The organism is Paenibacillus sp. 8b26 (assembly GCF_050626875.1).
Classification (GTDB): Bacteria; Bacillota; Bacilli; order Paenibacillales; family Paenibacillaceae; genus Paenibacillus.
In genome coordinates this window covers 1,229,233-1,242,183 of the sequence record NZ_CP192445.1, presented here as the reverse complement: position 1 = coordinate 1,242,183, position 12,951 = coordinate 1,229,233, and the positions used below count along the sequence as shown (strand labels likewise).

The following is a 12,951-nucleotide window of genomic DNA, read 5'->3' as shown; positions in this document are numbered from 1 at the left end:
ATACCCTGAATTAAAAAAATAAGGTACAATAGAAGGGACGGCGAAAGATGCGTGTTTTTGTCTATGATGAAGATCACGTCTTTCGCCCTGTACCCATTCATATCTGAGGAGGAAATGGAACTTATGGCGAAATTTGAAAAGTTTGAGCTCCCAACTGAAGGCGAAAAAATTACGATTGAAAACGGTCAACTACAGGTTCCGAATCATCCGGTTATTCCGTTTATCGAAGGCGACGGCACAGGCCGCGACATCTGGAAAGCATCCAAGCGCGTACTGGACGCAGCTGTAGATAAAGCATATAACGGTTCCAAGAAGATTGCCTGGTATGAAGTATTCGCTGGTGAGAAAGCTTTCAATACATACGGCGAGTGGTTGCCTAACGATACCTTGGAAGCCATCCGTGAGTATATTGTAGCCATCAAAGGGCCGCTTACGACACCGATTGGCGGCGGCATTCGCTCTTTGAACGTAGCATTGCGTCAAGAGCTGGATCTGTACGTGTGTCTGCGTCCTGTTCGTTACTTTAACGGTGTTCCGTCTCCGGTGAAGCGTCCTGAATTGGTAGACATGGTTATTTTCCGTGAGAATACTGAGGATATCTATGCTGGTATTGAGTATGCTGAAGGCTCCGAGGACGTAAAAAAAGTCATTCAGTTCCTCCAACAAGAGCTGGGTGTGAACAAGATTCGTTTCCCAGAAACGTCAGGTATCGGGATCAAGCCGGTTTCCTCCGAGGGTTCAAAACGTCTGGTGCGCGCAGCCATTCAGTATGCTGTTGACCACGGACGAAAGAGCGTAACGCTCGTACACAAAGGCAACATTATGAAATTTACCGAAGGTGCCTTCAAAAACTGGGGTTATGAAGTGGCTGAGGAAGAATTTGCAGATAAAGTATTCACTTGGGCTCAATATGATGCAATCAAGGAAAAAGATGGTGAAGATGCGGCAAATGCAGCTCAAAAAGCAGCAGAAGATGCAGGTAAAATCATCATCAAGGATGCGATCGCTGACATTGCACTTCAACAAGTGCTGACTCGTCCTTCCGAATTTGATGTTATTGCTACACTGAACCTGAACGGAGACTATCTGTCCGATGCGCTGGCTGCTCAAGTCGGTGGAATTGGTATCGCACCAGGTGCGAACATTAACTATGTAACTGGGCATGCTATCTTTGAAGCTACACACGGCACAGCGCCAAAATATGCTGACAAAGATGTCGTAAACCCTGGTTCCGTTATTTTGTCCGGCGTGATGCTGCTTGAGCATTTGGGCTGGCACGAAGCGGCAAACCTGATTTACAAAGGACTGGAAACGTCCATTAATAAGAAAATCGTAACGTATGACTTTGCTCGTCTGATGGAAGGCGCTACACAAGTGAAATGCTCCGAGTTCGCAGATACCATTATTAGTAACCTGTAGAGAGGGGAATGCCACGTGACCATTCAACGCAAAAAAATATCCATTGTTGGTGCCGGTTTTACCGGTGCCACTACCGCATTGCTGCTGGCCCAAAAAGAGCTGGGTGATATCGTTCTGATCGATATTCCGCAACTTGAGAATCCGACCAAAGGCAAAGCGCTTGATATTTTAGAGGCCAGTCCGGTCCAGGGATTTGACAGCCAGGTCACAGGCACTTCCAATTATGAGGATGCAGCCAACTCGGATATCGTCATTATTACAGCGGGGATTGCGCGCAAGCCAGGCATGAGCCGTGACGATTTGGTAAATACGAATGCAGGCATTGTAAAATCCGTATGTGAAAACGTGAAGAAGTATGCGCCGGATTCTATCGTCATTATTCTGAGTAATCCGGTCGATGCCATGACCTATACCGCATACCAGACGCTTGGTTTCCCGAAAAATCGGGTCATCGGCCAATCTGGTGTGCTGGATACAGCTCGGTATTGTACCTTTATTGCACAGGAACTGAACGTATCCGTCGAAGACGTGCGTGGCTTCGTATTGGGTGGTCACGGTGATGATATGGTGCCGCTGGTACGCTATTCCAGCGTTGGTGGTATCCCTATCGAAACCCTGATTTCGAAGGAACGTATCGAAGCGATCGTACAGCGGACGCGTGTCGGTGGCGGGGAGATTGTTAACCTGCTGGGCAACGGTAGCGCATACTATGCCCCGGCAGCCTCACTTACGCAGATGACGGAAGCGATTGTAAAAGACAAAAAACGTATTATCCCGGTCATTGCCTATCTGGAGGGAGAGTACGGTTATCAGGACTTGTTCCTCGGCGTACCGACACTTCTTGGTGGTAATGGTATCGAAAAGGTGTTCGAGCTGGAATTGACCGACGAGGAAAAAGTAGCGCTTGATCAATCCGCCGAATCAGTCCGCAATGTAATTAAAATAGTAACCGTATAAGCTCGCTTACCTATTAAAACGGTATACTTTACTTGAAGAGGTGTCCCAAAGCCATAGTCATGGCTGGCGGACACCTCTTTTCGCTTTATAAGTAGTATATAAGTAATCTATTTGTTTTCTTCCTTTTCCTTTAATGTTGAAAATTTCAGCTTGGGTTTGCTGGCACTGGCGGAGCGGACGGAACGATTGCGGACAAGCGTAAGCGCTCGCCTTTGTCTCCGGATTTATACCATATCAAATATCTTCAATAGAATCCGGAGACAGCAGCGATGGTAGCAACGTTCCGTTCGCGGAGCCTCTCCAGCACTCCACCCTAGCTGAAACTTTTCTCACCGTCTTCCTTTGCTTTGTCCTGCTTCCCCGGTATAATAGATTTCGTATGCATTGATAGTGTACATAGAAAAGCATGTCCCAAAACACTGAAATGATGGTAGTCTACTCGTTGGAATATGATCGTTCTATGGAAAAAAGAATTTGCAGGTCAACAAAGAAATGGAGGTTGTAAAGAATGTTTTTTATTCACATGATCGGTTCGCTGGCGATGGGTTTTTATTTATTGCTCCCCTTCGTGGTTGGCAAAATCGACAAGCTGGCTCCCACCGTGCAGGAAGGGACGATATCAGCTGTTCAGCTATTGAACCGTTTGGCTCAATTTGCACTGATCGTTGTGCTTGTTAGCGGTATCTATATGATTTTTGCCTGGGGTCCATATTCAGTGGCCTGGATCGTCGTCGTCTTGCTGCTGTTTCTCGCTATTTCAGGCATCGCAGGTGCTATGGGCAAGCCGTTACGGTTGTCGCTGGAAGCGATTCGTAACCAACAGCCCATTACGCAATACGCTGGAAAAATGCGTATGTTCAGTACACTGCTTGCCGTCTTCCTGATCCTGATTACGTTTTTAATGGTATACAGCCATATTATTTAATCAAGCATTTTGCGAGTGGCTGCAATCGAATGATGTCAAATGCTAAATTGAAAAAAGCGGTCTGTGCTGAATAAGCATAGGCCGTTTTTTTGTGCGCTCAAATAACTACATTTTTCTTTTTTCGTTTAATGGATAACTTTGTGTGGTAAATCAGGAGTAGAGCGGATGCAAATGTTGCATCCTAAAAAATATCTGATTTTGAAGGGAGAATGTACAATGCCTAAAAGTAACCAACCTCAGCAAACCTTGCCTCCACAGCATCAAGAACAGCAACCGGGGGTTGAATCCAAAATGTCGCCCGCACCTCAGTTTGAGAAGTCTACCTATAAGGCGGCTGGCAAACTAACAGGCAAAGTCGCACTTATTACTGGTGGAGACAGTGGAATTGGACGGGCTGTAGCTGTCACGTATGCCAAAGAAGGTGCGGACGTAGCTATCATCTACTTAAACGAGCATAAGGATGCTGAGGAGACAAAGCGCCAGGTAGAGCAGGAGGGCCGCAAATGCGTACTGATTCCAGGCGATATCGGAGATGACCAATTTGCCAAAAAAGCAGTTCAACAGACGGTTAATGAGCTGGGCAAGCTGGACATAGTCGTGAACAATGCCGCAGAGCAGCATCCACAGCAGAAGCTGGAGGATATCACGAAAGAGCAGCTGGAGCGCACATTCCGCACGAACATTTTCGGCATGTTCTTCTTGACGCAAGCGGCATTGCCGCATTTGAAGAAAGGCAGCGCCATTGTGAATACCACGTCGATTACGGCCTATGCCGGGAACAAGACACTCATTGATTATTCATCCACCAAAGGGGCGATTACTTCATTCACCCGTTCGCTTTCGCTCAATTTGGTCGATCAAGGCATTCGGGTAAATGCTGTAGCACCGGGTCCGGTCTGGACACCGCTAATCCCTTCGACCTTTGATGCCAAGACCGTCAGTGAGTTCGGAGGCGCACAGCCGATGAAACGTCCCGGTCAGCCGGAAGAATTGGCACCAGCCTATGTGTACCTTGCTTCGGATGATTCATCTTATGTAAGCGGGCAGGTTATTCATATCAACGGCGGTGAAGTCGTCAACGGATAAGAGAGAGGTTGGGGCAGCGTGTGCCCTGACCTTTTTTCCTTTTTAACAGTGGAACAAAAAGCAGGTAGCCTGTAGAATGGGACTTAACTTACATAGCTGTTATGATCATAAAAATTTCTACTCAACTAAAGGATGGGCATATTTATGAAGTCGTTTCGTTTCAGGCTTACCTTGATTATGCTGATTTTGATCGGCGTATCTGTCCTGGCTGCCGGAATCACCATGGGACAAATTTTTAAAAACTCGAACATGAAGGTGCTTGAGGAAAATATGGGGCGTGAGATCGACCTGCTTCGGGCTACATTTCCTTTTGTCAACGCAGATGCTCTTTCCAGTACCGATTACGTCTCCTATTATTCGGAAAAGGCAAAGGAAATTGCACGTCTGACGGACTCACGGGTGACCTTCATTCGCAAGGATGGAACGGTTGTTGGCGATTCACTAAGTGATCCGCGCAAGATGGAGAACCATGCATTACGTGAAGAAATCCGGGAAGCCGCGTCAGCAGGAATCGGACGGACGATACGCTACAGTGAAACTTTGCAGCGGAATATGCTGTACGTGGCAGAGCCTGTCGTATCCGACAAGGGGTTCGACGGATATATTCGTTTGTCCATGAATCTGAAAGCAGTAGAGGAAGGTGTGCAGCGCGGCTGGACTGCGATTGGGATTGGGCTCGTGCTGCTGTTCCTCGCTGCCGGGCTGGTCAGCTATCGTATCGCCCGCAGCCTGACCTCACCCATTGAACATATTACGGGTGTTGCCAATCGTATTTCCGGACTGGATTATGACGCCAGGGTGGGCGTACAGCGTAGGGATGAGGTGGGACAACTGGGGGAAGCCATTAATCGCATGGCAGACAGTCTCCAAGACCAAATGAAAACAATCCGTGATAACGAGGATTTACTCCAGAGCGTCATGAGCAATATGACCGGCGGGATACTGATGATAGATGCCAGTGAGCACATTGCGCTTGTAAACCGTGAATCTGAGCGGATGCTTGGTGTCGTGGGTAAACGGGTGACAGATAAACCGTATCATGAGCTGAAAAAGCACTACGAGCTGACGAAGCTGATTGAGGGTAGTATACAAAGCCGCGAAAGACTGCATGGTGAGGTTCATCTGTATAATCCCGAGGAACGACTGATTCTGCTCGACGGCGTGCCGATGTATGAGGATGAAGGCGGATATCGCGGCATGCTGTTCCTATTGCAGGATATTACAGCTATTCGGCGGCTTGAAAATATGCGAAGCGAATTTGTGGCGAATGTTTCCCATGAGCTAAAAACGCCGATTGCCGCAGTCAAGGGCTTTGCCGAGACGTTGCTCGGTGGCGGGGTAAAGGATGAGGAAACATCCCGTTCTTTTTTGCAAATTATCTATGATGAAAGCGAACGGCTGAATCGGCTGATCGGCGACATTCTAGAGCTGTCCAAAATTGAATCCAAGCGTTCTCCGCTGGATTGCTCTCCGGTTCATGTGTCCTCGTTTATAGAATCATTGCTGGAAAAGCTGAATAATGTAGCTGCCAAAAAGAGAATTACGCTGCATATGGATGTCCCGGATGAACTGTTTATGGAGGCGGATGAAGATAAGCTCCAGCAGATTTTTGTAAACCTTCTGTCTAATGGCATTAACTACACACTCGATGGTGGCAAGGTGAAAATCAAGGTTGTAACGGTACAGCGGGAGAATGACACGGAGAAGGTCGTATTTACGGTTAGCGATACGGGCATCGGGATTCCAAAGAAGGACCTGCCACGCATCTTCGAGCGCTTTTACCGGGTGGACAAAGGACGTTCGCGCAACTCGGGTGGAACCGGCCTGGGATTGTCTATCGTCAAGCATTTGGTGGACCTGCATCATGGGGTGCTTTCCGTAGAAAGCGAGCTTGGTTTGGGCACCACATTTACAATCGAATTGCCGTTGTTGCAACAGGAAGAATGAACTAGATTGGTTTTTACATTCTGTTAACAATGCCGTGATAGAATATACGGGTGTCGCATGAGTATGGAAAAGATTTTGGGATTTTGACCAATGCGCCTTTAAAAGGTAAACAGGAGATGAATTTATTTATGGGACAACGCTTGCTGGTTATTGAGGATGAACCAACGCTTGCCAGATTGCTATCCTACAATTTGATACAAGAGGGGTTTGAAGTAGATACGGAGGATCATGGCAGTGCAGGGTTTGAAAAAGCCTCCAGAGAGTCCTACGACTTGATCCTGCTGGATTTGATGCTGCCCGGTATGAACGGACTGGATATTTTGAGCAGACTACGCCATCAGGGACTGACAACACCCATCATTATTTTAACGGCCAAAAACGGCGAAGCCGAGGTTGTCCAAGGATTGAAATCAGGAGCAGATGATTATATTACGAAGCCTTTCGGTGTTTCCGAGCTGCTGGCCCGCGTAACGGCGGTACTGCGTCGTACTTCCGGGGGGGATGAAGGCGTGCTGTCCGATCAAAAAGACGGCTCCAAAATTCAATTAGGCGAGCTGGAGATTTATCCTGAAAAATATGAAGTGATTCTCGGAGGACAATCCATCAGCTTAAGACCGAAGGAATTTGAGGTGCTTCTCTACTTGTCCCGTAAGCCAGGCGTGGTATTGACTCGCGACGATCTGATGAACGCGGTCTGGGGCTTTGACTATATCGGCGGTCAACGGACGGTGGATGTGCATGTTAGCTCATTGCGCAAGAAGCTGGAGCTGGACCCCGATTCGGTTCATATTGATTCGATTCGCGGAGTTGGATACAAGCTGGTTGTTAATAAAAAAAGAAGCGCTTCTCATTTACTATAAATGAGAAGCGTTTTTCTTTGTGTTCGATTTTTGTGTACATTTTGTGATTTTACGTTTCGTTAACATAAACAGACGTTACAATCAACAAATGACCGATATGATGTTCCCGTCACTCCAAGTAGTTAAAAAAGGGGACTTCAGAACGATGATAACGGAACCAAAGACCCAGCCGAGTTCCACCGCCGTGATTGAACGTGAATCCAACAAGCCGATTACTACCTACGTGCCGTGCCGGGAGGTTCCGATCATTGGTACGGATATGTCTTGTAAAGAACTGTTAGCACTTATGAAAACGCAAGAAGACATTCCTTGTGTCATAGTCGTTGATAAAAATGGTCTTCCGTTGGGCATTATTATGAGAGATGCGTATAACCGACATTTTACGGGCAGGTTTGCTGCGGCTCTGTTTTATGACAAGCCTGCGGCGATATTTGCCGACCCCGATACATTAATTGTGGATCTGGAAAGCCCGGCATCGGACATTGTAGAGCAGGCGATGCTGCGCGAAGATCAACAATTTTACGATTGTTTGTTAATTAAGGAGGGGACGAGGTTACTTGGCGTGCTGACGATTCGTGATATCCTGACGGTTGTTCAGCGAATGCAAAGAGAAGCGGACGAGCATCGGGGTAACGTGGTTCGGCATAGCTATGATGGTGCCCATCGGATTCAGACAACTGTGCTGGATGCCGCTAAAGAGGCCGGTGACAGTGTGCGTCTAACCCGTTCGATGAGTGAATTATCACGCCGTGGCAAAATAGAACTGGAAGATGTTCTGCTTTCCTATCGTGCAGTCACAGAGCAAATGAAGCGCCAGCATGAGCAGATTACAGCGCTAACCCAATCGCTGAATGACATTGCAGGCATGGCTTCCTCCATCCGCGCACTTGCGGATCAAAGTGGACTGCTGGCGATCAACGCTTCAATTGAAGCAGCACATGCCGGCGAACACGGGCGTGGCTTCCAGATCGTGTCTCAGGAGGTGCGGAATATGTCACTTCAGACGAAAGCCTTTTCCGCACAGATTACAAGCTTGCTTACAGATATTGAACAAATGCTGCGTGACACTGCCGATCTGACGGATACGAGCATGCAGCAGATTAATAGCGGCTCCCGGTATATATCCGCTGGAACCCAAACGTTTACCCAACTGTTGCAGGCCGTTGCTGAAATTGAGACCAAAAACAACGAAATGTCCCGCTCCGCAGAGGAAGCGGCTTTGAATGCAGCCGGGATTGCACAGGAGCTGGAGCTTATGCTGAATTCCTGATCATTTTACATACCGTTAACAAATCCACCACACTGAATTTACACACAGCTTATATAATCTTCATATTGTGCAAATCAGGTGCAATGCTTGAGGACCATAACTGCAACACGAAGGAGATCATAAATCAATGAATGATTCCGTTATTCGGATTGATAAGCTGAACTTGTATTATGAAAATTTTCAAGCGCTGAAACATATAAACCTGGATATTCCTGAAAAAACGGTAACAGCCTTCATCGGGCCGTCCGGCTGCGGTAAATCTACCTTGCTGCGTACGCTGAATCGGATGAACGATATGATACCGGGAACGCGTATTGAAGGAACGGTGAGTATCGCAGGTCAGGATATATATGGCGATACGATGGAAGTAGAAGCCCTGCGCAAGCAGGTGGGAATGGTTTTTCAACAGCCTAATCCGTTTCCTAAATCTATTTATGATAACGTGGCGTACGGCCCGCGTCTGCACGGAGTCCGGCAAAAGGACAAGCTGGACGAACTTGTTGAGCAAAGCTTGCGGCAGGCGGCACTCTGGGAAGAGGTTAAGGACTTTCTCAAGCGTTCAGCCCTGAGCTTGTCCGGTGGACAGCAGCAGCGTCTGTGTATTGCCCGGGCGCTTGCTGTGCAGCCAGATATTTTGCTCATGGATGAGGCGACGTCAGCCCTGGACCCGATTTCCACGATGAAGATTGAAGAACTGGTTCAAGAGCTGCGCGACAGGTATACGATTGTCATGGTGACGCATAACATGCATCAGGCGGCTCGTGTGTCCGGTCGGACTGCGTTTTTCTTGAACGGTGTCGTGGTAGAGGCGGCGGATACAGAGACGATGTTTTCCACGCCACAAGATTCCCGTACGGAAGATTATATTTCCGGCCGATTCGGCTAAAGCCAACCAGATTAGTAATGCCAGGAGGGGTGACTTCGAAATGATACGCAGAAAAGGTTTTGATGAAGGATTAGATGAGCTGAGAGCCGTACTGCGCGAAATGGGTGCACATGTATCGAAGGCACTCGATCAGGCCATCGAATGTTTGCAGACCAAAAATACGGAATTGGCCCAGCAGGTGGTCAAAAATGATACATCCCTCAATGTGCTGGAAGAGAACATTCTCGATATGGGCTCCAAGCTCATTATTACCCAGCAGCCGGTAGCCAAGGATTTACGCCGGATCATTGTTGCTTTTAAAATTTCCAGTGATCTGGAAAGGATGGGGGATTTGGCACTCGATATTGCCAAGGTCACGCTGCGTCTGGAAGGGCAGCAGGTCATCAAGCCGCTGGTGGATATTCCACAGATGGCTTCGATTGTTAAAGAGATGATTGACGACGCCATTACATCCTATTTGGATGAAAATACAGATTTGGCTTATAAAATGGCCAAAGAGGATGATCGTGTAGATTCCATGTATAGCCATATGATCAGCAATCTTTATGTGTTTATGGTAGAAAAGCCTGAGGAAGCTCCGCAAGGCATGCTGCAACTGCTCGTTGGACGATATATTGAGCGGATTGGTGACCATGCGACGAATATCGGTGAAAGCACCGTATATCTCGTGACAGGGGAGCGGCCGGATTTGAACCAGTAGGGCTTTTTAGGTATATAGCGGTTGTTTCTGACCCAGACTTGTCTTTGTGCAAAAGGCGAATCTGGTTAGGAAACAGCCGTTTTTTTCTGAAAAAGGAGCCTTTATGTTAAGATAGGAAAAGGAATGCGTAAAACGAAAGAACCTTTCGAATGCATTGATGAACTTGCGAGGTGCTAAATGGATAAACTCATGCTTATAGATGGCAACAGTATCATTTACCGGGCGTTTTTCGCTATGCCGCCGTTAACGAATTCGAGCGGACAGCAGACGAACGCGGTGTACGGATTTACAACAATGTTGCTACGGCTTTTGGAGGAGCACAAGCCGACGCATATACTGGTTGCCTTTGATGCCGGAAAAATAACGTTTCGCCATAAAGGATACGAGGATTACAAGGGTGGACGGGAGAAAACACCACCGGAGCTGTCACAACAATTCCCGCTGCTGAAAGAGCTGCTGACCGCCTTTGGCATTGCCCAGTTTGAGCTGGATGGCTATGAGGCGGACGATATCATTGGAACCCTGTCTAAAACCGCGGACGAAGCTGGTTTTAACGTGCTGGTGGTTACCGGAGATAAGGATATGCTTCAGTTGGCTTCGGACAATGTCACTGTCGGCTTGACCCGCAAAGGGGTTACCGAGGTGGAGACATACGGACCTGAACAGATTCAGGAGCGTTATGGCTTGAAGCCGTTGCAAATTATCGACCTCAAGGGTCTGATGGGCGATACGTCAGACAACATTCCCGGGATTCCGGGTGTGGGGGAAAAGACAGCGCTCAAGCTGCTGCACCAGTATGGATCGGTGGAAGAGGTGCTGGCGCATACAGATGAGCTGAAAGGCAAAATGAAAGAGCGCGTCGAAACGCATGCAGATGATGCACGGATGAGCAAGGATTTGGCGACCATCTATCGGGATGTAACGCTGGACAAGCAGCTGGAGGATGTCGTCTTCGGCGGGCTGCAAGCAGAAACGGGGGGACCTGCTCTGGCGAAGCTGGAGTTTAAGTCCTTGCTGGAGCGGTTATCCTTTTCGGGCGAGGTTGGCAGTGCTGGAATAGACGTAGAGGAAGCTGCAGCTGACGTGACCGTATTGGACGAACAGCGGATTAGCGAGCTGGTAAATGTACTGGATACCGTCGATCTGCTACATGTAGAGACCCATGGCGACAATCCGCATCATGCTGAAATTGTGGGGCTGGTCTTTGGCGGAGCGGGACGACAGTTTTTTATGACCTTGGATGTACTGCAAACTGATGCAGCCAAGCCTGTCCGTGAATGGCTCGCCGATGCTGGGCGCAAAAAGCGGGGGCATGATTTGCACCGTACGGATTTAGCCTTGCATTGGCACGGGATTGAATTTGCCGGGGCGGAGTTCGATGTACAGTTGGCCGGATATTTGCTGGACCCGACGGATGCAAACCAGTCGCTGAGCGGATTGGCAGCCAAGCATGGATTGTCCTCGATTCGTCCAGACGATGAAGTATTCGGCAAAGGCGCTAAATATAAAGTACCTGACGTGGATGTGCTGTCCGATCATGTGGCACGGAAGGCGGCGGTGATTGAAGCGCTGGTGCCTGTACAGCAGGCCGAGCTGGAAAAAACGGAAATGCACAAGCTGTTCCATGAGCTGGAGATGCCGTTGTCCCGGATTCTGGCGGATATGGAGAAGCAGGGTATTTTAGTGAATGTGGAAGAACTGCGCGCTTTGGGTAAAGAATTTGAAGCCCAGATTGAAACGCTGGTGCGCGAGATTTACAGTATTGCCGGTGTGGAGTTCAATCTGAATTCGCCCAAGCAGCTAGGTGAAATTTTGTTCGATAAGCTGGGCCTTCCTGTTATCAAAAAGACGAAAACCGGCTACTCCACCGATGCCGAGGTACTGGAAAAGCTCGCCCCATATCATGATATTGTGCAAAACATTTTGCAGTACCGTACCATTGCGAAACTCCAATCCACGTATGTGGAAGGATTACTTAAGGAAATTTCGGATAAAACGGGTAAGCTGCATACGTATTTCCGCCAAACGGTCGCGGCTACAGGACGCTTGAGCAGCCAGTTTCCGAATTTGCAAAATATTCCGATTCGTCTGGAAGAGGGACGTAAAATTCGCAAGGTATTTGTGCCTTCCGAGCCTGGCTGGTCTATTCTGGCGGCGGACTATTCGCAGATCGAGCTGCGAGTGCTGGCTGATATTTCGGATGATGAGCGCTTGAAGGAAGCCTTTGTGCACGATATGGACATTCATACGAAGACCGCGTCCGATGTGTTCGGTATCCCTGCGGAAGACGTAGATTCTAACATGCGGCGTTCTGCCAAGGCGGTTAACTTCGGGATTGTCTACGGGATCAGTGATTACGGTTTGTCGCAAAACCTGAATATTACGCGCAAGGAAGCGGCTCGCTTTATTGACCAGTATTTTGACGTGTTCCAGGGCGTCCGCCGTTACATGGATGATATTGTGAAGGATGCGAAGCGGGACGGATACGTAAAAACGCTGTTGGAACGCAGACGTTATTTGCCGGAGATTAATGCCAGCAACTTCAACCTGCGTTCGTTTGCGGAGCGTACCGCAATGAATACGCCGATTCAGGGTACCGCAGCCGATATTATCAAGCTTGCGATGGTACAGATGGACGCGGCGCTTCGCGAACGTAATCTTCGCAGCCGTATGCTGCTTCAAGTACATGATGAGCTTGTTTTCGAAGTTCCGCCGGAGGAAATGGAAACGATGAAAGAGCTTGTCCCGGCTACGATGGAAGCGGCGCTGAAGCTGTCCGTACCGCTTAAAGCGGAAGTTAGCTATGGAAGCAATTGGTATGAAGCGAAATAAGTTATTTCAATGAGCAGATTGTCCCATTTTAACGCTGCTTCCGTTATAATATAGGATGAGGTGAAGACA

General features: G+C 48.3%; 10 protein-coding genes. All 10 read left to right on the top strand.

All coding sequences use genetic code 11. The features are described 5' to 3' along the window. Positions 1-123 precede the first annotated feature (123 nt). Positions 124-1,419 (top strand): NADP-dependent isocitrate dehydrogenase, encoded by a 1,296-nt coding sequence (icd, locus tag ACQ4MX_RS05405; protein WP_431089673.1) that lies wholly within the window; start codon positions 124-126, stop codon positions 1,417-1,419. Positions 1,420-1,434: 15 nt separating this feature from the next. After that, positions 1,435-2,376: a malate dehydrogenase gene (gene mdh / locus ACQ4MX_RS05400; RefSeq protein ID WP_044648769.1), complete on the top strand. Its 942-nt coding sequence runs from the start codon at positions 1,435-1,437 to the stop codon at positions 2,374-2,376. A 508-nt stretch (positions 2,377-2,884) separates the two neighbouring features. After that, complete coding sequence (locus ACQ4MX_RS05395; RefSeq protein WP_431089672.1) at positions 2,885-3,301, top strand: hypothetical protein; 417 nt, start codon at positions 2,885-2,887, stop codon at positions 3,299-3,301. Positions 3,302-3,517: 216 nt separating this feature from the next. Continuing rightward, positions 3,518-4,387 (top strand): SDR family oxidoreductase, encoded by an 870-nt coding sequence (locus ACQ4MX_RS05390; RefSeq protein ID WP_431089671.1) that lies wholly within the window; start codon positions 3,518-3,520, stop codon positions 4,385-4,387. A gap of 144 nt (positions 4,388-4,531) precedes the next feature. Further along, positions 4,532-6,334, top strand: coding sequence for a two-component system histidine kinase PnpS (gene pnpS, locus ACQ4MX_RS05385; protein WP_431089670.1), 1,803 nt, complete (start codon positions 4,532-4,534; stop codon positions 6,332-6,334). 128 nt (positions 6,335-6,462) lie between these two features. Next, positions 6,463-7,194, top strand: coding sequence for a response regulator transcription factor (locus ACQ4MX_RS05380; protein WP_010349065.1), 732 nt, complete (start codon positions 6,463-6,465; stop codon positions 7,192-7,194). 145 nt (positions 7,195-7,339) lie between these two features. Then, positions 7,340-8,464 (top strand): methyl-accepting chemotaxis protein, encoded by a 1,125-nt coding sequence (locus ACQ4MX_RS05375; RefSeq protein WP_431089669.1) that lies wholly within the window; start codon positions 7,340-7,342, stop codon positions 8,462-8,464. 127 nt (positions 8,465-8,591) lie between these two features. Continuing rightward, positions 8,592-9,350, top strand: coding sequence for a phosphate ABC transporter ATP-binding protein PstB (gene pstB / locus ACQ4MX_RS05370; protein ID WP_149095382.1), 759 nt, complete (start codon positions 8,592-8,594; stop codon positions 9,348-9,350). 40 nt (positions 9,351-9,390) lie between these two features. Next, on the top strand, positions 9,391-10,050 hold the full coding sequence (phoU, locus tag ACQ4MX_RS05365; RefSeq protein ID WP_431089668.1) for a phosphate signaling complex protein PhoU: 660 nt from the start codon (positions 9,391-9,393) through the stop codon (positions 10,048-10,050). Positions 10,051-10,227: 177 nt separating this feature from the next. Further along, positions 10,228-12,882 (top strand): DNA polymerase I, encoded by a 2,655-nt coding sequence (gene polA, locus ACQ4MX_RS05360; protein WP_431089667.1) that lies wholly within the window; start codon positions 10,228-10,230, stop codon positions 12,880-12,882. Positions 12,883-12,951: the final 69 nt, after the last annotated feature.